18 protein-coding genes are annotated in these 20,531 nt (G+C 66.8%); 9 read left to right on the forward strand and 9 right to left on the reverse strand.

Features of this window, described 5'->3' with window-relative positions; all coding sequences use genetic code 11:
• Window positions 1–54 precede the first annotated feature (54 nt).
• Complete coding sequence (locus AGI3411_RS13120; protein WP_129527808.1) at window positions 55–2,682, forward strand: GDYXXLXY domain-containing protein; 2,628 nt, start codon at window positions 55–57, stop codon at window positions 2,680–2,682.
• Window positions 2,683–2,865: 183 nt separating this feature from the next.
• On the opposite strand, the gene gluQRS is transcribed toward AGI3411_RS13120, so the two are convergent.
• The 4 genes from gluQRS to AGI3411_RS13140 form a co-directional block, all read right to left on the reverse strand.
• Window positions 2,866–3,741 carry a tRNA glutamyl-Q(34) synthetase GluQRS gene (gene gluQRS, locus AGI3411_RS13125; RefSeq protein ID WP_165359165.1) on the reverse strand — a complete coding sequence of 292 codons (876 nt, stop codon included), beginning with the start codon at window positions 3,739–3,741 and terminating at the stop codon, window positions 2,866–2,868.
• A gap of 70 nt (window positions 3,742–3,811) precedes the next feature.
• Window positions 3,812–4,270, reverse strand: a complete 459-nt coding sequence (locus AGI3411_RS13130; protein ID WP_129527810.1) for a Smg family protein — start codon at window positions 4,268–4,270, stop codon at window positions 3,812–3,814.
• 253 nt (window positions 4,271–4,523) lie between these two features.
• A complete protein-coding gene (locus tag AGI3411_RS13135) occupies window positions 4,524–6,548 on the reverse strand; it encodes a TRAP transporter permease (RefSeq protein WP_129527811.1) in 2,025 nt (674 codons plus the stop codon).
• A gap of 227 nt (window positions 6,549–6,775) precedes the next feature.
• Complete coding sequence (locus AGI3411_RS13140) at window positions 6,776–7,738, reverse strand: TAXI family TRAP transporter solute-binding subunit (protein WP_129527812.1); 963 nt, start codon at window positions 7,736–7,738, stop codon at window positions 6,776–6,778.
• Window positions 7,739–7,990: 252 nt separating this feature from the next.
• Here AGI3411_RS13140 and AGI3411_RS13145 point away from each other — a divergent pair, with 252 nt between their 5' ends.
• Window positions 7,991–9,130, forward strand: a complete 1,140-nt coding sequence (locus AGI3411_RS13145; RefSeq protein ID WP_129527813.1) for a DSD1 family PLP-dependent enzyme — start codon at window positions 7,991–7,993, stop codon at window positions 9,128–9,130.
• Between the two features lie 6 nt (window positions 9,131–9,136).
• Entirely contained in the window at window positions 9,137–10,516 is a 1,380-nt protein-coding gene (locus AGI3411_RS13150) for a hypothetical protein (protein WP_244240341.1), read from the forward strand.
• 79 nt (window positions 10,517–10,595) lie between these two features.
• Here AGI3411_RS13150 and AGI3411_RS13155 read toward each other — a convergent pair whose 3' ends face one another.
• The 3 genes from AGI3411_RS13155 to AGI3411_RS13165 all read right to left on the reverse strand — a co-directional run bounded on the left by AGI3411_RS13155 (window position 10,596) and on the right by AGI3411_RS13165 (window position 12,622).
• Complete coding sequence (locus AGI3411_RS13155) at window positions 10,596–10,724, reverse strand: entericidin A/B family lipoprotein (RefSeq protein WP_043541255.1); 129 nt, start codon at window positions 10,722–10,724, stop codon at window positions 10,596–10,598.
• A 56-nt stretch (window positions 10,725–10,780) separates the two neighbouring features.
• A complete protein-coding gene (locus tag AGI3411_RS13160) occupies window positions 10,781–10,966 on the reverse strand; it encodes a CsbD family protein (RefSeq protein WP_129527815.1) in 186 nt (61 codons plus the stop codon).
• A 141-nt stretch (window positions 10,967–11,107) separates the two neighbouring features.
• Complete coding sequence (locus AGI3411_RS13165; RefSeq protein WP_129527816.1) at window positions 11,108–12,622, reverse strand: helix-turn-helix transcriptional regulator; 1,515 nt, start codon at window positions 12,620–12,622, stop codon at window positions 11,108–11,110.
• Window positions 12,623–12,777: 155 nt separating this feature from the next.
• Between AGI3411_RS13165 and AGI3411_RS13170 the strand changes: the two genes are divergently transcribed.
• Window positions 12,778–13,029 carry a hypothetical protein gene (locus AGI3411_RS13170; protein ID WP_129527817.1) on the forward strand — a complete coding sequence of 84 codons (252 nt, stop codon included), beginning with the start codon at window positions 12,778–12,780 and terminating at the stop codon, window positions 13,027–13,029.
• Between the two features lie 94 nt (window positions 13,030–13,123).
• Here AGI3411_RS13170 and AGI3411_RS13175 read toward each other — a convergent pair whose 3' ends face one another.
• Window positions 13,124–14,089: a Bug family tripartite tricarboxylate transporter substrate binding protein gene (locus AGI3411_RS13175; protein WP_129527818.1), complete on the reverse strand. Its 966-nt coding sequence runs from the start codon at window positions 14,087–14,089 to the stop codon at window positions 13,124–13,126.
• A 211-nt stretch (window positions 14,090–14,300) separates the two neighbouring features.
• Between AGI3411_RS13175 and AGI3411_RS13180 the strand changes: the two genes are divergently transcribed.
• The 3 genes from AGI3411_RS13180 (at window position 14,301) to AGI3411_RS13190 (ending at window position 17,912) form a co-directional block, all read left to right on the forward strand.
• Window positions 14,301–15,494 carry an acetylornithine transaminase gene (locus AGI3411_RS13180; RefSeq protein ID WP_129527819.1) on the forward strand — a complete coding sequence of 398 codons (1,194 nt, stop codon included), beginning with the start codon at window positions 14,301–14,303 and terminating at the stop codon, window positions 15,492–15,494.
• A 335-nt stretch (window positions 15,495–15,829) separates the two neighbouring features.
• The gene (locus tag AGI3411_RS13185; protein WP_129527820.1) at window positions 15,830–16,699 is read left to right on the forward strand and encodes a Bug family tripartite tricarboxylate transporter substrate binding protein; all 870 of its coding nucleotides are present in this window, start codon (window positions 15,830–15,832) and stop codon (window positions 16,697–16,699) included.
• 22 nt (window positions 16,700–16,721) lie between these two features.
• On the forward strand, window positions 16,722–17,912 hold the full coding sequence (locus AGI3411_RS13190; protein WP_129527821.1) for a M24 family metallopeptidase: 1,191 nt from the start codon (window positions 16,722–16,724) through the stop codon (window positions 17,910–17,912).
• Here the strand turns inward: AGI3411_RS13190 and AGI3411_RS13195 are convergent.
• Window positions 17,905–18,870 carry a LysR substrate-binding domain-containing protein gene (locus AGI3411_RS13195; protein ID WP_129527822.1) on the reverse strand — a complete coding sequence of 322 codons (966 nt, stop codon included), beginning with the start codon at window positions 18,868–18,870 and terminating at the stop codon, window positions 17,905–17,907. The two genes, AGI3411_RS13190 and AGI3411_RS13195, sit on opposite strands and share 8 nt — an antisense overlap.
• Window positions 18,871–19,010: 140 nt before the next feature.
• On the opposite strand from AGI3411_RS13195, the gene AGI3411_RS13200 reads away from it, so the two are divergent.
• Complete coding sequence (locus tag AGI3411_RS13200) at window positions 19,011–19,484, forward strand: GAF domain-containing protein (RefSeq protein ID WP_244240342.1); 474 nt, start codon at window positions 19,011–19,013, stop codon at window positions 19,482–19,484.
• Between the two features lie 12 nt (window positions 19,485–19,496).
• Window positions 19,497–20,465: a tripartite tricarboxylate transporter substrate binding protein gene (locus tag AGI3411_RS13205; RefSeq protein WP_129527823.1), complete on the forward strand. Its 969-nt coding sequence runs from the start codon at window positions 19,497–19,499 to the stop codon at window positions 20,463–20,465.
• Window positions 20,466–20,531 lie beyond the last annotated feature (66 nt).

Raw genomic sequence — 20,531 nt, forward strand, 5'->3', positions numbered from 1 at the left:
AGTGGCGGTAGACCCGCCTTAGTAGCGCGGATAATAAGATCGGAGATTCGCGAGATGCAAGTCGGCACTGAAAGACAAGCGGGATCCGAACTGCACGCTTGGCGTCAATTCCTGGCGCGGAGCACCCTCTGGCTGGGCGTTTTGCTGCTTGGCAGCGCAGCAGTCTGCTGGGTTGCCGCCAACTGGCAGGACATGACCAAAGTACAGCGTTTCGCCGGCCTGCAAGGGCTCCTGGCGGTCTGCGTGCTGGCTGCGGCCTGGGCCGGGCTGCGCCTGCGGGGCACCCCCGGCGTGCGCCGCAGCATCCCGGGCGCCCTCCTGGCGCTGGCCGGCATCCTGCTCGGCGCCCTGCTCGCGCTATTGGGCCAAACTTACCAGACCGGGGCCGATACCTGGGAACTGTTCGCCTGGTGGGCGGTGCTGCTGCTGCCCTGGGCGCTGGCGGCAGGCAGCCAGGCCGTCTGGCTGCTCTGGGCGCTGGTGCTGAACGTGGCCACGGCCCTGTGGCTGGGCGAAAGGGCCTTCGACTGGTGGATGATCTTCGGCGGCCCCGGGGCCTCCAGCCTGATCATGGCCGCCCTGAATCTCGTGCTGCTGCTGGCCTGGGAAGTCGCCGCGCGCCGCTGGCGGGCCAGCACGCTCTTCGGGCCGCGCATCCTGGCCGCCCTGACCATCAGCGTGCTGGTGCTGTCCCTGATGTTCGGCGACTACATTCTTCTTCGCGGCCTGGGCACCGCCAACGGGGTGGCCTGGCTGGCCGTCACGCTGGGCCTGGGCTTTTATTATCAGCGGGGCCGGCGCGATTTGGTCATCCTGGCGATGCTGGCCGCGGGCGTGATCTGCGTGTCGCTGCGGGTGGTGGGCGAATGGCTGCTGCGGCTCGAGCCCGGTGTGTGGGCCGCTCTGCCGCTGGCCGCGCTGCTGATGGCGGAAGCGGTCTGGGCCGCCCGCTGGCTGCGCCGGCTGGGCGCGGAACCGCCGGCGCCCGTCGCGGCGGCAGATGCCGAACCCGCCGCCGCGTCGGCGGGTAACGCCGTCGACCCGGCCGATGCGGGCGCGCCGGTGGCGCAGCTGGCCTCCGCCCCGGCGCAGGCCGATCCGCCCTGGTACGTGCAATGCCTGCTGGGCCTGAGCGCCTGGCTGGCCACCCTGCTGCTGCTGGTGTTCGTCGCCTTCTCCGGCGTGATCACGACGGAGGAAGGGGCGCTGGTGGCCGGCCTGGTGCTGTGCGCCGCGGGCGTGGCGGTGCTGCGCAGCGACGCGGGCCCCTTCTGGCGCCAGTGCGGCACGGCCATGGCCTTCACCGGCCAGATCCTGATCATCTACGGGCTGTCCAGCTCCACCTCGTTCACCAACGCCTGCCTGTTCGTGCTGCTGATGGCCGCGGCGGTCTACGCCCTGGGGCCCGACGCGATCCTGCGCTTCCTGAGCGGCCTGCTGATCGCCCTGGCGGCGGCCGGCCTGATCTGGCGCGGCCTGGTGCCGGAGCTGATGCGCGAAGACCTGCTGGATGCCTGGCTGGACTTCGACCTGGCGCAGGCCACGTTCGTCTGGCTGCCCGTCGCGGTGGCGGGGGCCTGGGCCACGGCGGTCCTGTTCAGCCTCGGCCATCGCCTGGGCGGCAAGCGCGCCCACGCGCTGCAGCCGCTGGCCTGGGCCTTCCTGCTGTCGGTCCAGGGCATGGTGTGGCTGGCGGGCGGCATTTCGGCCCAGCAATTGCCGGCGATGTGGCAGCTCAATCCGCGCACGGCGGTGCTGGTGACGGCCGGCGCCCTGCTGCCGGCGGCGGCGGCCCTGGCGGTGCTGTGGCCGCGGCGCCACGTGCTCACGGCCGGCGTGACTTGGGGCGTGCCGCTGGCGCTGCTGATCCTGGCCCTGTTCTGGCTGCCCAGCCCCGGCGTGGGCTTCGCCCTGGCCTGGCTGCTGCTGGGCTTCGGGCTGAACCAGCCGCGCCTGGCGATCTTCGGCGTGCTCAGCCTGCTGGCCTACCTGGGCGTCTATTATTACCAGCTCGATGTGCCGCTGCTGCAGAAGGCGCTGTGGCTGGGCGGCGCCGCGGTGCTGCTCTTCATCCTGCGGGGCCTGGTGTGGCTGGTGCCGCGGCTGATGCGCACGCAGGCGCCCGCCGCGCACAGGCCGCTGCCGCCCGTCTCGGGCGCGCTGCGCTGGCGCACCCTGGCCATCCTGGGCGGCCTGGCGCTGGTGCTGGCGGTGGCCAACGGCGGCATCTGGCAGCGCGAAAAACTGCTGGCTTCCGGCAAGGTGGTCATCCTGGAGCTGGCGCCGGTGGATCCGCGTTCCCTGATGCAGGGCGACTACATGGCCCTGAACTTCGCCGCGAGCCGCGAGGTTACGCGGCTGCGCCTGGGGGGCACGGACCAGCGCGAGGGCGATTCCATCCTGGGCTACGAGCCCGACGGCTACGTCATGCTGGCGCGCGACGAGCGCGGCGTATCGCAGCCGCTGCGCATCCAGCCGGAGGTGCACCCGCATAGCGATGCCGAAATACCGTTGCGCTACCGCGTGCGCAATAACGGCGTGCGCATCGTGACCAACGCGTATTTCTTCCCCGAGGGGCAGGCGGAGCGTTACCAGGTCGCGAGATACGGCGAACTGCGCGTGGCCGACAACGGCGAGGCGTTGCTGGTGCGCATGCTGGGAGAGGACCTGCAGCCGCTGTAGGTTCATAGAACCCCATCCGGTTCGGTCATCCATAGCGCCCGATCCGGAAGTGTCTGACACCCGTACGCGAGGCGCGTCAGGCTGGTGCGTGCTTTTCCCGGGTGTCAGACACCCGCGAAGCTCCCAGCAGCCCGCGGCGGCATCGCGTATGGGTGTCAGACACTTCCGCCGTCGTGGAGGATCCTAGGGAAAGCGCCGCGCCCAGCGCGCGGTGGCTTCGCGCAGGAAGGCGTCGCGGTCGACCGCCGGGAAGGGCTCGAAGCCCAGGGCCGCCCAGGCGCTCTTCAGCGCCTCCTGCGGCGTGCCGGTATCGATGGGCGGCGCGCCGTTCTGCTTGGACAGCTTGAGCCCGCTGTCCGCATCCAGGATCAACGGCACATGCAGGTAGCGCACGGGGGGCAGGCCCAGCAGGCGGCCCAGCACGCGCTGGCGCGCCGTGGAGCTCAGCAGGTCCGCGCCGCGCACCACGTCCGTGACGCCTTGCGCCGCATCGTCCACCACCACGGCCAGCTGATAGGCCCACAGGCCGTCCGCGCGCCGTAGCGCCATGTCGCCCACTGCCCGGGCCACGTCCTGTTCCTGCGGACCCAGCCAGCGGTCTTCGAAGCGTTCCACGCCTTCCGGCAGCCTCACGCGCCAGGCCCGGGCCAGGCGGCCTTCCGGCAGGCCGTTGCGGCAGGTGCCCGGGTACGGTCGTTCGCCGTCGGCGCCGGGACTGGCCTGGCCGCGCAAGGCCGAGTCGGCGATTTCCCGCCGGGTGCAGCCGCAGCCGTAGATCAGGCCCCGCGCCGCGAGCGCGTCGAAGGCGGCCTGGTAGGCATCGCCGCGGTGGGACTGCCACATGACGTCGCCGTCCCAGGACAGGCCCAGCGCCGCCAATTGCGCCATGATCCGGTCGGCCGCGCCGGGCACGGTGCGCGGCGTGTCCACGTCTTCGATGCGCAGGAGCCAGCGGCCGTCATGGGCGCGCGCGTCCAGCCAGCTCGCCAGCGCGGCTACGAGCGAGCCCGCGTGCAGCGGACCGCTGGGGCTGGGAGCGAAACGGCCTACGTAGGTCACAGGGCAATGCCCGCGCGTTTGCGCGCGGGTGGGGCGGGAAAAAGAGATCCGTTGCGGCGGCGCGCCGCGGTCAATGGAGGCGGCGCACGCCTTCGTCGTCCAACAGCTCTTCCAGGACGAGATTGTCGATCTCGGCTTCCTGGCTCCAGAGGACCATCAGGGCGATGATCTTGATCTTGGACAGCGGCACGGGCGATTCGGGCGAAGCCAGGCCCCGGTCGATGACGATTTCGCGCAGGGGCGCGGGTAGCACGCCAGCCGACTCCAGGAAGGCGATGAAGCCGATGGATTCGGTGCCGAGCTGCTGATACTCGTTATCGGTGTAGATCCGGGTGCCGGTGGTGGGCGCCTGGGCGAGATCGACGCAGCGTTCCGTGGTCTCGGCGAGGCCGTAAAGCCACCCGAGCGCATCGTCGATGTCTTCGTGCTCGAACCCCGCGGCGGCAAGCCGCTTGGCCAGCACGTCAGCCGCAGGACAGGCTTGCGGCGTGTAGTAATTCTCGTACAGATAAACCAGGATATCGAACATATGGCGCAGTTTTGTGCCTGTTTGCACAGTCGGCCCGCATATCGGCAGACCAGCAAACATGAATTTTACTTTACGCCGTTTTATAGGGGCGGGCAACCGACCGAACGCGGGAATGTTGTATGGCGTCACCCTGCCGCAACAACCCGGTCTTCTTCGGTCAATTGCTGCCAAAATACACGATTCGAGAGAAAAAGGGGCGGATCTCAATAGTCCGCCCCTTTTTTATTTCGCCGGCCGGCGCACGGCCTGGGTGTCAGGCCGCTTTCGGCGCGTTTTCCAGCTTGAGCTGCGCCAGCTGGCGCATGAACACCGGGATGCAGATCGCCAGCCCGATCAGGCCGCTGGTCAGCCCCGGCAGGATCGTGAGCAAGGCGCCGATGGTGCACAGCCAGCGTTCCCAGCTTTTCATGCCCACGAGCATATAGCGCGAGAACGCGGCCGACAGCAGCACCAGCCCGACCATGCACCCGAACAGCGTTACGAAGAAGTCGTACCAGGTGAAGCCCTGGACCGAAATCAGCAGCGACGGCGAGAACACGAACACGAAAGGCACGATGAGCTTAGTGATGCCCAGCCGGAAGGCCGTGTTGCCGGTCTTGAACGGGTCGCTGCCCGCCATGCCGGCCGCCGCGTAGGCCGCCAGCGCCACCGGAGGCGTGATGTCCGCCAGGATCCCGAAATAGAACACGAAGAAGTGCGCCGCGATCGGCTGCACGCCCAGCTGCACCAGCGTGGGGGCGGCCACGGCCACCATGATCAGGTAGTTCGCCGTGGTGGGAATGCCGCAGCCCATCAGGATGCAGACGATGCCGGTCATGACGAGCGCTGCGATCAGCGTGAGCGTTTGCGTGTTGGCGATGACGTCGGGAATCACGGTGGCCGCGCCCCCGGCGATCGTCTGGGCCGCCGAAATCACGATGTACGAGATCTTGAAGCCCACGCCGGTCAGCGTGACCACGCCGATCACGATGCCGACCGTGCCCGCGGCCGCGCCCACGGCCAGCGCATACTTCGCGCCGGTCTCGAAGGCTTCGTACAGGTCGCGCAGGCGCAGGCGCTGGAACGGATTCAGCATGCCCACCACGATGCAGCCCGTGATGCCCGCGAACGCCGCCAGGTACGGTGTGCGGCCGCTGGCCAGCACGCCGATCAGCAGCACCAGCGGAATCAGGGTTGGCCAGCGCATCTTGAACGACTGCTTCAGCTTGGGCATTTCTTCGTCGGTCAGGCCGCGCAGGCCCTCGCGCTTGGCCTCGAAGTGCACCTGCATGAACATGCCGAAGAAGTACAGGAAGGCCGGGAAAATGCCCGCGATCGCGATCTGCTGGTACGGAATGCCCAGGAATTCGATCATCAGGAAAGCGGCCGCGCCCATGATGGGCGGCGTGATCTGCCCGCCGGTGCTGCTGGCCGCCTCCACGCCCGCCGCGAAGTGCCGCGGATAGCCGATGCGGATCATGGCGGGGATCGTCAGCGAGCCCACCGTCACGGCGTTGGCCACCGAGGAACCGGACAGCATCCCGAACATGGCGGAGCCGAACACCGACACCTTGGCCGGGCCGCCGGCATAGCGCCCGGCGATGGTCGAGGCCACGTCCAGGAACAGCTGGCCCAGGCCGATGCGGGTGGCCAGCACGCCGAACAGCACAAAGTGGAACACGTAGGTCGCCACCACGCCCACCGCCACGCCGTAGACGCCCTGGCTGGTCAGGTACATATGGTTAACGACCTGGGACCAGGTGTTGCCCGCGTGTTGCAGCAGCCCGGGGAAATAAGGCCCGAACATGGCGTAGGCCATGAATACCAGCGCGATGATGGGCAGCGGCCAGCCCATGGCGCGCCGCGTGGCTTCCAGCAGGCCGATCAGCAGGATCGAGCCCATGAACACGTCGATCGGCAGCGGATTGCCGACGCGGAAGGCCAGGTCCTCGAAGATGTAGGGGATGTACAGCACCGACAGCGCCAGCGCGATGGCGATGATCCAGTCGTACAGCGGAATGCCGCCCGGCGCATACCAGGTGGATTTAGGTTCGCGGTTGTAATGCGCCTTCGAAAAGCCGAAGACGAGGAAGATAAGGCTCAGCACGAACGCCAGGTGCACGCCGCGGTGCGTGGCTTCGCGCAGCAGGCCGAAACCGGCCGTGTAGTAGTGGAAGATCGAGAGCGTGACCAGCAGGCCGGAGACGATCCAGGTAGCCGTCTTGTCCAGCGGCCGGAAGCGGATTTCCGAGTCGTACTTCTCCGCCAGCTGCTGGGTTTTTTCGTGATCAATTTCCATCGCAGTAATTCTCAGGCTGATTCAGCAAGCAGGGCCGCCCATGGCGGCCCTACTCAAGCGCGGCGCGTCGCTCCGCGGACATACATACTTCAATCTGGCCGCGCGGCACACTCGCCGCACAACCCCGCCGCCGCCCCATCGGGGTCGCGTGGATCCGGCTCCGCCGGTCCTCTGCGGCGCCCCCTTGAGGGGGAGGCGCCGCAGGCGCCTCGGGGGTGGGCCTACCCCTATTTCAGCAGCCCGATTTCCTTGTAGAACTTCTCGGCGCCCGGGTGGAACGGGATGCCGGCGCCCTTGACGGCGTTGTCCCGGGTGATGAGCTTGCCCTTGGCGTGGCCGTTGTCCAGCGTCTTGCGCGTGGCGTCGCTGTAAAGCGCCTTGGTGACGTCATACACGACCTGCTCGGGCAGCTTGGCCGACGTGACCATCTGCGCGTTGACCGAGATGGTCTTCACTTCGCCCACATTCTGGTAGGTGTTCGCGGCGATGGTGTCGGGCGTGAAGAACTCCTGCTTGGCGCGCAGCGCGTCGATTTCGGGGCCGACCAGCGGCACGATCTCGATGCCGGCGCCGCTGGAGGCCAGTTCCGCGATGGCGCCGGCCGGCGCTCCGCCCACGAAGAAGAAGGCGTCCAGGCCGCCGTCCTTGAGCTTGTCGCCAGCCTGGTTGGGCTTGAGGTATTCGGCCTTGATGTCCTTGTCGGTCATGCCATAGGCGCCCAGGATCAGGCGCACATCGACCAGCGTGCCCGAGCCCGGTTCGTCCATCGACACGCGCTTGCCCTTCAGGTCGGCCACGCTCTTGATGCCGGAACCCTTGCGGGTCACCAAGTGGATGCTCTCCGGGTACAGCGTGGAGATCAGGCGCAGGTCCTGCGCCTTGGGCTTGCCTTCAAAGGTGCCGGTGCCGCTATAGGCCCAGTAGGCCACGTCGGATTGCGTGAAGCCCGCTTCGAACGAACCGCCCAGGATGCCGTTGATGTTGGCCACCGACCCGTTGGAGGCGACCGCCGTGGCGACCAGCTTGCCGGGCTGGGACACCGCGTTGGCGATGATGCCGCCGATGGGATAGTAGGTACCGGCGGTGCCGCCCGTTCCGATGCGGAAGAATTGCTGCGCCTGCGCGGTGCCGGCGGCGCCGACCGCGGCGACGGCCAGGGTCAGGGTGGTGATCCAGTGCTTCAGTTTCATGCGGGCTTCTCCGTGATTTTGCTGACGGTTGAATATTGTTCGTTTTTGCCGCCGGGTCTTGCGCCCGGCGGCAAAAACGTGCCTCCCCTTGGGGGCTTTCTTTATGATGAAATTCTGTCATGCCGACTTCCTGTAGCCAATGCTTACCGGGCTATCGTTTACCAGGGGGTCGCATGCCCTTTAGGTTATGACCAGCCCAGGTTTGGTTATGGCGCGGTTACATCCACGCGTGCAAATAACGGAGCATTCCCGATGTCCCAGGAAGTCATACGCGGCATAGCGCTGCCCCCGGCGGCCCAGCCGGGCGATCCCTTGGCCCGAGTCGACACGCCCAGCCTGGCGCTGGACCTGACGGCCTTCGAGGCGAACCTGCGCGCGATGCAGGCCTGGGCCGATCGGCACGACGTGGCCTTGCGACCCCACGCCAAGGCGCACAAATGCCCCCAGATCGCCCTGCGCCAGCTGGCCCTGGGCGCGCGCGGCATCTGCTGCCAGAAGGTCAGCGAGGCGCTGCCCTTCGTGGCCGCCGGCATCCGCGACATCCACATCAGCAACGAGGTCGTCGGCCCGGCCAAGCTGGCGCTGCTGGGCCAGTTGGCGCGCTCCGCCAAGATGAGCGTCTGCGTGGACAACGCGGAAAACCTGGCGCAGTTGTCCGCCGCCATGGTCCAGGCGGGCGCCGAGATCGACGTGCTGGTGGAAGTGGACGTGGGCCAGGGCCGCTGCGGCGTGTCGGACGACGCCACGGTGCTGGCGCTGGCACAGCTGGCCCGCGCCTTGCCGGGCATGAATTTCGCCGGGCTGCAGGCCTACCACGGCTCGGTGCAGCACTTCCGCACGCGCGAGGAGCGCGCCAGCGTCTGCCGCCAAGCCGCGCGCATCGCCGCTTCCTATGCGCAGCTGCTTCGCGAAAGCGGCATCGCGTGCGACACCATTACCGGGGGCGGCACGGGCAGCGCGGAATTCGACGCGGCCAGCGGCGTCTACACCGAACTGCAGGCCGGCTCCTACGCCTTCATGGACGGCGACTACGGCGCCAACGAATGGGACGGCCCGCTGGCCTTCCAGAACAGCCTGTTCCTGCTGTCCACCGTGATGAGCACGCCCGCGCCCGGCCGCGTGGTGCTGGACGCCGGCCTGAAATCGGCCTCCGCCGAATGCGGCCCGCCTGCCGTCCATGGCGAATCCGGCCTGATCTGCACCGCCATCAACGACGAACACAGCGTGGTCCGCGTGGAACCCGGCGCCACGCCGCCCGCGCTGGGCAGCGTGCTGCGCCTGGTGCCCGCGCACGTGGATCCCACCTTCAACCTGCACGACGGCCTCGTGGTGTTCAAGGACGGCGTGGTGCAGGACATCTGGGAGATTTCCGCGCGTGGCTTTTCCCGCTGAGCCGTGATGCAGCAGCCCGTATCCTTCGATTGGAAGATTCTCCTGCCCGACGTGCTGGACACGCTCAGGCAAATCTATTCGACCCGCCATCCGGCGCTAGCGTCCGCGCGCCTGGACCTGCTTCGGTCCGTCATGAGCGACGACCGCGCCGAGGACTTCCTGCCCGCGCTGGGCCAGGAACTGGAGGCGTTGGGGCTGGCGCTCATCGAGCAGCGCGAAGAGGACGACGCGATTCGTCTGCTGATCGTGCCGCAGGCCCAGGCGGAAAGCCTCAAGACGCAAATACAGGCGCAGGGCTGGGAAGCCGTCGCGCATCGCCAGGATGGCGCCGCGGCTGGCGCCCAGGCGGCCCTGCCCAAGCCGGCCTCGGGTCCGCTGTGCGGCCCCGAGGACTATCTGGACATTCCCTACGCGGTAGCGGTGGCTCCGGGATGGGCCTGCGCCGTCATGGCGGACTGGGATGCCCCGGCGCTCACCGATCTGCGTGCATGGCCGGCATTGCGCGCGATAGCCGGCAAGTTTCCCGCGCGGCGTGGGCTGCTCGCCTCCTGCGTAAGCCCCAATGGCGCGCATGCCTGGATCGAACAGGGCCCGGACGGATTGTCCAGCACGCCCTATGCGCGGTTGCTGCATTCCGATCAGGTCGACCTGCCCCCTTCAAACCGGCCCGGCATGCCCCTGCCGCCGCGCGCCGCGCAAGTGCAACGCCGGACGCCGGAATTCAGCCTGGGGTTCGCGGGCGACGATCTGCTGCTGGTGGACCGTGGCATGGTCTTTCTTTATCCGGACCACGCGAGGCAGGCGGAAGACGTCGCGGCGGAGCCGTCGCTGCTGTACACGGCGCCCCCGCAACGCCGTCCCGCCAGTGACAGGTCCGCCGTCATTCCTACGCCGGACGGCCGTACCTGCGTGCTGTGCCGCGGCCAACTCCTGGAGTTTCGCGAAGGGCGGCTGCATCCCTTGCCGCTGTCTTACGCCGCGCCCTCATCGGGCGACATCTCGCACCCCGTGGCCTTGGGCGACAGTGCCATCGCGTGGCTGGAGGACGGCATGCTTTGCCACGCAGGCCTGGATGCCGGAGCCGTTCATCAACACGAGGTGGGGCATCTGCCTTCCGGCGGCATGACGCTGCAAGCGCTGCCGGGCGGCTGGCTGTTGCTGGGCCATTGGCATGCGCCGCATCGCAGCATGGATCTGGGCCAGCTCTGGCATCCGGCGTCGGGTCAGGTGCTTCGAATCCGCCACGGCGCGCTCGATCTGGATAGCGGGATACAACGGTGGATCGATCTGCCTGGCGGCGAGGTCGTGGCGGGCGGCCAGACGCGGTACGCGCGGCTAGGCCGTTTCGATGCCCTGCTGGGCCGCCTGGACGCAAAAACGCAATAGGACGCAACGCGCAATCAGCGCAAAAAGGCCGGCGCGCCGTCAGCGCGCCAGCCATTCAAGCAGGCTGCCGATGCAAGACCTACTGGGCTTTCTGCTGGATCTTCTCTCCGCCGCGTTCGATGTCCTTGCCGGCGCCTTCCATCGTGTTGCAGCCGGCCGAGATGGCGGTTATTGCCAGCATCAGCGCAAGCCAGAGTCGATGAATCATTTTTTTCTCCTTTCGGCGTTCATGGGCTAGCGGGGCCATGCCGATGGGCAGCCGCGCTATTTTTTGTTCAGCAAGTCGCGTGCCTGATCCTTGGCCTCGCCGATGTTGCGCTGCACCTTGCCCACGGTTTTCTCGGCCTTGCCCTCGGCTTCCGTCTGGCGGTTGCCGGTCAGCTTGCCGGCCGTTTCTTTGACCGTGCCTTTGACTTCCTTTGCAGCGCCCTTAATGCGGTCGTTATCCATGTTTCGCTCCTCGTTGCAGGTTGTGTGAAACCGCGCCGGACAGACCCGGAGGGGCCGGAGCTCCGGCGGCGGACGAAACCACTATAGAAAGCGCATGGCGCGCGTGTAAGAAGCGCGCATATCAGGCCGGTTGGTACTTTTCTACCGATTGCGGGCTGGCTTCTGCGCCTGCTTGCGCGCCGGCTTCTCATAGCCCACGATGCCGCGCTGCCGCGCCCAGATGATGGCGGCGCTGCGCCGATGCACGTCCAGCTTGCTGTACAGCGCGGCCACGTGATTGCGCACGGTGTTGCGCGACAGGTGCAGGCTGGACGCGATCTCGGTATCAATATGGCCCTGGCACATCAGGCCCAGGATCTCGCGTTCGCGCGGCGTCAGGTCGGCGAGTTCGGCCTGCCCTTGCGGCGTGCCCTGAGGCGCGCGGATCTGCGCCAGTTTTTCAATGACGCTGCGGCTGAACCACGAGGTATCCTGCATGACCGTCTCGATCGCCTCCATCAGCTCGACCTCGCTGCGCTTGCGCTCGGTGATGTCCTGGATCGCCGCCAGCACGCAAGGCTGGTCCTGGATGGACACCGGCGCGGCCGACACCAGGCAGTCCAGAAGCGCGCCGTCGCGCGTGCGCAGCGCCATTTCCTGGCCGTGCACGCCGGCGCCCTGCTCCAGCGATGCCATGGCGCGGTCATAAGCTTGGGGGTCTGTCCACAGCAGCGCCAGCGCGTCTTCGTCGCGAGCAAGCGTCTTGGCGTCATAGCCCGTTGTGGCGACGAAGGCATCGTTGACCTCCAGCAGCCTGCCTTCCGTGGTGCTGAGCGTCATGGGCACGGGCGCCAGCCGGAACGCCGTGGCGAAGCGCTGCTCGCTATCGCGCAGCGCCGTCTCGGCCTTGCGCCGCGGCTCCAGGTCGTTGAAGGTGAACAGCATGCAGGGCTGGTCCGCCACTTCGATGGGCTGGCCGGCCACCACCACCAGCTTGGCGCCGCCGTCCTGCACCGAAATAATGGTTTCCATCTGCGGAATCGTCGCCCCTTCCGCCAGCCGGTGCAGCGCGTCCTCGCGTTGCGGCGTGTCGCCCAGAAAGTCCAGCTGGCGCAACGTCTTGCCCAGCACCTGCTCGCGCGCGTAGCCGGTCATGGCCAGAAAGCCGTCATTGACCTTGATGTGGCGCAGGTCCGCCAGCGAGCAGATCACGGCCGGCGCGGGATTCGCGCTGAAGGTGCGTTCGAAGCGTTCTTCCGCGCTGTACCGCTCAGTCACGTCCAGCAGCACCAGCACCATGCCTTCAACCGCGCCCTGCGCATCGCGCAGCACCAGGTTGCGCACCTGCAGCATGCGGCTGAATTCCGGATCGCGCCGGCTGTTCACTTCCACCACCACATCCTTGTAGGCCTCGCCCGCCAGGGCCCGGTCCAGCGGATACTGCGCTGCGCGCAATGCGCGGCGGTTGCGGTAGCGCAGCGAGAATGCCTTGCGGTAGCCGGCGGCCGTGCCGCCCAATGCGGCCAGGTCCGTCACGCCATGCATGGCCAGCGCGGTGTCATTGGCCCAGACGATGCTGCGGTCCTGGTCCAGCAGGATGATGCCCTCGATCAGGCCGTCGATGATTTCCAGCAGATGGCGGCGTTCCGTCGTGAACGCCGTGGCGGTCTTCTTCATTCCGGCTCCTGGTTGGGCAAGAGATAAGAAGAAAGTACTAGATAAAGTCGTCCCGCGTGATCTGGGCGTGCGCGCGCGTGGCCTCTATCGTGGGCTTGCACGATACGCGTGCCGGTGCGCGTGTAGCGGCTGCATGAATCTTTCAGGAGACATCCATGAACGCGAATCAGAAGCCTGGCGACCCCGCTACCCAGCCGGGTATCGACCCGTCGCCGCGTCCCGGACAGGAGCCGGGGGACGCGCCCGAAAAGCAGGCGCCCGGCCAGGTGCCGGGCAAGCCCGGACCGGACGACACCGGGTCCGGACGCACGCCGCCGGAAGTGCCCGGCAACCCGGGTCAGCCTGGAGAAAAGCCCAGGCAACCCGGCGAGCCCGGACGCCCGGACCAGCCGGGCGGCCCCGCCTGAAGCGCGCGCCGGCCGCGCTGCATCGAGCGCGGCCGGCGCTGGTACGCTTACGTCAAACCGTCCCTGCGCCTGCGGGGGCGGTTTCAGGCAAGCATCAGTCGACCTGGGCGCCCGACTGCTTCACCGCCTTGCCCCACTTCTCGACTTCGCCGGCGATGAACGCGCCGGTGGCCTGCGGCGTCAGCGGCATGGGCTCGGCGCCGCGGTCGCGGAAGAACTTCTGCATTTCCGGGGCGTTCAGCACCTGGCCGATCTGCTGGCTCAGGTAGCCCGTGACCTCGGGCGGCGTGCCGGCCGGCGCCAGCACCGAGGCCCAGCCGATGGCCTCGAAACCCGGATAACCCGATTCCGCCACCGTCGGCACGTCCGGCAGCTGCGGCAGGCGCTTGGCCGTGGTTACCGCCAGCGCCACCGCCTTCTTGCTCTGCACGTGCGGCAGCCCCGCCGTCACCGAATCCACCATCAACGGAACCTGGTGCCCCAGGAAATCCGCCTGCGCGGGGCCGCTGCCCTTATAGGGAATGTGGCGGATATCGATATTGGCGGCCGCCTTGAACATCTCGGCCGACAAATGCTGCGTGCCGCCGATCCCGGCGCTGGCGTAAGCCAGCTCGCCCGGATTGGCGCGGGCCTGGTCCACCAGCTGCTTCAGCGAGGTAATGCCCGAGGCCGGCGTGGCCAGGAACATCAGCGGCACCGAGAACACCCCCGACACCGGCGCGAAATCCTTGGTCAGGCTGTAGTTGATGGTCTTGTACAGCGTCTGGTTCACCGCTGCGGCAGAGCCCGCGATCACCAGCGTGTAGCCGTCCGGCGTCGCGCGCGCGGCCTGCTCCATGCCGATATTGCTGCCGGCGCCGGCGCGGTTCTCCACCACGATCGGCTGCTTGACCGCCGCGCCCAGCTTTTCGGCCAGGGCGCGCGCGAAGATGTCGGTGGCCTGGCCGGGCGGGAACGGCACGATCAGGCGGATGGGGCGCTCGGGGTAGGCGGCCTGGGCGGTCGCGGCGGCCGCCGTCAGGGCCAGGCCGGCGGCCAGACTGGAAAGAATACGTTTCATGATTGGTCAGTAAAAAGCGACAAAGGGCTGCGCGCGGGGGTGCGCCTGTTGCATAAAATAGAACGCCCCGCGCTGGCAGCCCTTTTGAGGCGGCCGTGGGGCGGATCGGCAGGGGTTCGTCACGATAGCATTCCCCCTCCGGTGCTAAATTCGCGTTTTAGCGTTTCCCCATCTTTTTCAACCCCTGTTCTCTCATTCCGCAGGAACCGCCATGGAATTCAGCCAGTTCAACGTCAACACCCTCATGGAGATCACCTCCCGCCCGGACCTCGTGTTCGTGCGAGGCCAGGGATCCTGGCTGGAGGATCACGCGGGCAAGCGATACCTGGACTTCGTGCAGGGCTGGGCCGTCAACACCCTGGGCCACAGCGCCCCGGAAATGCAGAAGGCCCTGCTGGACCAGTCCAAGCTGCTGATGAACCCCTCGCCGGCCTTCTACAACGTGCCGTCGATTGAATTGGCCCAGCGCCTGACCGGCGCGTCCGACTTCGACCGCGTCTTCTTCGCCAACAGCGGCGGCGAAGCCAACGAAGGCGCCATCAAGCTGGCGCGCAAATGGGGCCAGGTGCACAAGAAGGGCGCCTACAAGATCATCACCATGAACCACGGCTTCCACGGCCGTACCCTGGCAACCATGTCCGCCTCCGGCAAGCCGGGCTGGGACAAGATGTTCGCGCCCCAGGTCGAAGGCTTCCCCAAGGCCGAACTGAACGACCTGGAATCCGTGCGCAAGCTGATCGACGACCAGACCGTCGCCATCATGCTGGAACCCGTGCAAGGCGAAGGCGGCGTGCTGCCCGCCACCAAGGAGTTCATGCAAGGCCTGCGCCAGCTGGCCGATGAGCACAAGCTGCTCTTCATCGTCGACGAAGTGCAGACCGGCATGGGCCGCACCGGCAAGATGTTCGCCTACCAGCACTCCGACGTGGTGCCGGACATCATGACGCTGGCCAAAGGCATCGGCGGCGGCGTGCCCCTGGCAGCCCTTCTGGCCCGTCAGGAAGTCTGCGTCTTCTCCCACGGCGACCAAGGCGGCACCTACAACGGCAACCCGCTCACCACCGCCGTCGGCGTTGCGGTCTTCGATGCGCTGGTCGCGCCGGGCTTCATGGAGTCCGTCAACGCGCGCTCCAAGCAGTTGTCGGAAGGCCTGCTGGCGCTGTCGGCCAAGTACGGCATGAAGGGTGAGCGCGGGGTTGGCCTGCTGCGCGCCTTGATCATGGATCGGGATGATGGTCCGGCGATTGTCGACGCTGCGCGGAATCTGACGCCGAATGGGCTGCTGCTGAATGCGCCGCGTCCGAACCTGCTGCGCTTTATGCCGGCGTTGAATGTGACGGCTGAGGAAGTGGATACGATGCTGGCGCAGTTGGACGGGTTGATTGCGCAGGTGCGCAAGGCCTGATTCAAGCTTTCGGGCAGTCATGCACAAAGGCCGCAGTCATTGCGGCCTTTGTGCATTTCGGCCAAGCGCCAGCGCTGGCGCGCCCGGCTATGCCAGAACGCTTATGGGAACCTCAGGTTTATTCATTGGGCGTTCATGTCCGATCTCCCCATAATCATCCGCAGGCTTCAACGGCCGCCGTCCATTCGCGACGTATTTGATGATTCATGGGGAACGACATGTTGAGGACATTACTGGGACGCATAAGCCGCGTCCCAATAGGGATCGCTTGCCTGCTTTTCGCTGGCATTAGCGCAAGCGCCGCCGCCTATCCGGATAAACCGATCAAGCTGGTCGTGCCGCAGGCCGCCGGCGGCGGCACGGATGTGATCGGCCGCTTGTGGGCGGACTACCTTGCACGGCAGCTCAAGATGCCAGTGGTGGTCGAGAACCGGCCGGGCGCCAATGGCATCCTGGCATCCAGCTACGTGGCCAAGCAGCCCGCCGATGGGTATACGGTGCTGGTCAGCGGGGTATCGTACCTTGCCTTTAACCCGCACATGTACAAGAACATGCCGTATCAGCCGGCGCGGGATTTCGACGGCGTGAGCCTCTTGGTGAATACGCCCTTCCTGCTCGTCGCCGGCACGCAGACGGGTATCCGTTCGTTGGACGAACTGGCCGCCCGTGCCAAAGCTGAACCCGAGTCGCTGAATTTCGCGTCGGCGGGCAAGGGCAATTCCACGCATCTGGTCGTGGAGATGTTGGCGCAGAAGACGGGCATGAAGCTCACGCATGTCCCCTACAACGGCGCGGCCGCCGGGCTGACCAGCGTGATGGCCAATCAGACCCAGATGATGGCCGACGTGTTGAACACCGGCGCCGTGCAGGCCAATGCGGGCAAGGTGGTTCCGTTGGCCGTGGTGGGCAGCAAGCGCGCGGCGAGCGTGCCGGACGTGCCGACGCTGGCCGAATTGGGCTTCAAGGATTTTCCGATGCCAGGTTGGTATGCGCTGGTGGCGCCCAAAGGCACGCCGCCGCAGGCCGTCGCGCGGCTCAACGCCGAGACCCGGCGCTTCTTCGACGATCCCGCGGTCAAGGCGCGTCTGCAGGAGCTTCAGCTCGAGCCCCTGCCCTCGTCGCCCGAGACCGTGGCCGAATGGACCGCGCGCGATAGCGCCACCTGGGGCCCGCTGATTCGCCAGCTGGGCTTGAGCAACGACTGAACACCACGACAAAGGACACACCATGCCCAAACTCACCCAGGCTGTCTGGCAATACCGGTTCGACAAGATGACGTCCATGATGGACGATCTGGCCGTCGATGCCGTCATCTTCACCTCGGCGGACTTCTTCCAGTTCGCCACCAATTTCCACACCGACGTGTTGCCCTGGGAGCGGCCGATCTTTGCCGTCGTGCCGCGCAACGGCACGCCCTTCCTGGTGATGAACGAGCTGTCCACGCATCACATGCAGTTCTCGCAGGAACAGGGCAAGGTCTGGATCACCGACATCAGCTACTACGCCGAGCATCCGCGCGTGCAGAACCGGCTGCCGTTGATCACGCAGCTTCCCGAGGTGCTGGCGGCAAGATTGAAGGCGGCAGGCCTGGCGCGCTCGCGTATCGCAGTCGAAGGCGGGAGCCCGGTGCTGGCGCAGTTGAGCCGCTTCCTGCCCGACGTCGTATTGCGCAACGCGACGCCCGAGTGCCGCGCGCTGCGTTGGCAGAAGCACGATGAAGAGCTTGCCGTGATGGCGGCCGCCGCGTCCATTTCCGATTGGATTCAGGACCGCTACCGCGAGAACATCCGGCCTGGCCGGCTGGTGCAGGAACTGGACTTCGCGATGGCGTCGCTGTTCGTGCAGGAGGCCGCCGAGCGCTTTCCGGGCGAGCATTTCGAGGTCATCCGCTGCTGGACCTTGAGCGGCCCCGCGTCGGCTTCGCCGCATGGGGACGGCGCGTCGTGCGGCGCGCGGATCAAGGAAGGCGATGTGCTGGTGAACATCGTCATTCCGCGCCTTAACGGCCTGACGATCGAGAACGAACGCACCTGGTTCTGCGGCACCCCTTCGGCCGAGCAGATGCGGCTGTGGTCGGCGGCCAAGGCGGCGAACGAGGCGGCCATTGCCGCCGCATGCACCGGCAATCCTGTCTGCGCGATCGACGCGGCCGCGCAGGCCGAGATCGAGAAGGCTGGGTACGCGGACTTCATCCGCCATCGCACCGGGCATGCCGTGGGCATCATTCACCACGAGTACCCGGAAGACATGGCCTTCAACCAGCGGCCCTTGCTGGACAACGAGGTGTATTCCGCCGAGCCGGGCATCTACGCCTATGGCATCGGCGGCTTCCGCCTGGATGACACGGTGGTGGTGGGAAGCACGCCGCGTGTGCTGACCCGCACGCCCAAGGCGCTGGAATATGCGACGGTCAAGTAGCGGCGTCGTTGGCGGCGCTGCCGTGAGAGGTGCTCTGCGCCTCCTGGCGCAGCGTTTCACGCAAAGCCGGCAGCACGATGCTGGGTGAGTCGGCCGCCCACAACATGCCGATGGGGCCGAATTCCAGGCGGGACGGCGCGCGCACGATGCTGATGAGCTGAAGCCGTTCATACATGTGCGCGACCGAGCTGGCCAAGGTGGCGATGTAATCGCGGTCCTGCAGCATCGACAACAGCGCGACGAGCGAACTGGTCTCGACGGCCGGCTTCGGCGGCGGCATGCCCGCATCCACCACGGCCTGGTCCAGCCGGGTACGCGACAGCGTGCCCAGCGGCGGCAGGATCCACGGATAACGCTGGGCGTCCTCCCAGGAGGGCGCATCCAGTTCCGCCAGCGGATGCCCGCGCCGGGCCACCACGCTGAAGGTGTCGGTCATCAGCCATTCGGTGCACAGGCCGGAGCGGCTGGCGCGCACATCCAACGGCCCGATGATGAGGTCGATTTCCCGGCGTTCGACACGTTCAATCAAGGGTTCGAGCAAGCCCTCGACCAGTTCGATCTGCACGTTGGGCGAACGCTGGTGTAGCGCGGCGATGGCGCGCGGCAGCAAGACCGGCGCGGCAGAAAGAATGGTGCCGATATGCAGATGGCCGGCCACGCCACCCTTGACCGCTTCGATCTCTTCGCCGGTGCGCGCGGTGTCGCCCAGGACGCGGCACGCGTAGCGCCAGAGCGCGCGCCCGGCCTCCGTGAGTTCAAGCGACCGGCCACGCAGGAACAGCGGCGTGCCGACCAGGTCTTCCATGTCGCTGAGCCAGTGCGAGAGCGCAGGTTGCGTCATGTGCATGGCCTTGGCGGCGCCGGTGACGCTGCGCGCGCTTTCCAGGGCGGCCAGCACTTGCAGGTGGCGAAGCTTGAGCCGGCGGGTCCAGGGCGGGTCGATCGAGGTAGCGTCCATGCGGAAATGGTAATGGATCTCTCAGGTTTATTCATTAGCCTCGTATGGCCATTGGCAGCCAAAATGCCTTTCCCGATAGACGAGGGCAAGCGGTGACGAACGCAACAGAAAACATGGCCCAGACGCGGGCGTTAACCGACATGGCGCAAGCCCTGGCTGCCGCGCCCCAACCCGAATGCGGACTGCAGGCGCTGGCCCGCGTGCTGGCCGCGCGGATCGGCTATCGGCTGTTCACGGTATTGGTGCTGGATCGAGAGGCGGAGCGGAGCCTGCGGTATTTCTCAAGCCAGCCCGAGGCCTACCCGCCAGGCGGCGCCAAGCCCATCCGCGAAAACAGCGAGTTCTACGCCACGGTCGTGCTTGGGGGAAAGGCCCGGATCTGCGTCGACCGCGCGGAATGCGCGCGCGCATTTCCAGACCATGAACTCATTCATTCACTCGGCTGCGAAAGCGCCATGAACGTGCCCGTTCGCTGGGACGGCCAGACCATCGCATCGCTGAACCTGCTGCATGAGGCCGGCTGGTATCGCCAGGACATGCTGCCGGAACTGAGCGGGTACGCCGCGATGGCCGTTCCCGTCATTCAGAAGATCATTCACACAACCCGCCCGTAGGGAGAGAAAACCATGACACGCCTCTGCACCGCTATCACCGCATTGCTGCTGTCGGCGGGATTGACGCCGGCCTACGCGGCAGACGCCTACCCCGCCAAACCGATCACGATCATCTATCCCTACGCGCCGGGATCGGCGTCCGACACGATGACCCGCCTGCTGGCAGAAGCCATGTCCAAGCGCCTGGGGCAGCCGGTGATCGTCGACGGTAAACCCGGCGCGGGCGGCTCGATCGCCACCGAGCACGTCGTGCGCGCCGCACCCGACGGCTATACGCTGCTGCTCAGCGCAAGCGGCACCATCGCCGTCAATCCGCACATCTACAAGCTGCGCTACAACCCCGTCGAAGACCTGGCGCAGATCTCGATCGCCGTGGAAGTCCCGTTCGTCTTCGTCGTGGGCAAGAATTTTCCGGCGCAGGACTACGCGGCGTTCAAGGCGCTTAGCGCCACGAAGCCCGGCGGCCTGACGTCGGCAAACGCCGGGCTCGGCACTCAGGCGCACCTGACGCAGGCGGCCTTCGCCAAGTTGGCGGGGGTGAACCTGAGCATCCTGGGCTACAAGGGGGCCGCGCCCGCCGTCAACGACATCCTGGGCGGACACGTGGATTCCATGATGGACAACGCCGCCTCGCAAATCCCGTACGTCACGTCGGGCAAGACGACTGCGCTGTTCGTCACCAGCGATTATCGGTTCGACGGTTATCCCAAGGTGCCCACCGCCAAGGAGCTGGGCATCACGGGGCTGGTTCCGACCGGGTGGTTTGGTCTGGCCGCGCCCAAGGACACGCCGCCTGCGGTCATCGAAAAAATACAGACTGTCCTCGTCGCCAGCCTCAAGGAGACCGAGATGCAGCGCAAGCTCAAGGAACTGGGCTGGGTGATCGTTGGCAATACCTCCCAACAGGCACTTGAGCGGGCACGAACGGACTATGCCCTGCTGGGGCAAGTGGCCCGCGATATCGATCTGAAGCCCAACTGACCGGTCTGCGGGAAGCGCTCGTCCTGATGCCTTCATAGGGCTACGCGGGCGCCAGATCGACCGCGC

This window comes from Achromobacter agilis (genome assembly GCF_900496965.1).
In the GTDB taxonomy this organism is placed as follows: Bacteria; Pseudomonadota; Gammaproteobacteria; order Burkholderiales; family Burkholderiaceae_B; genus Achromobacter; species Achromobacter agilis.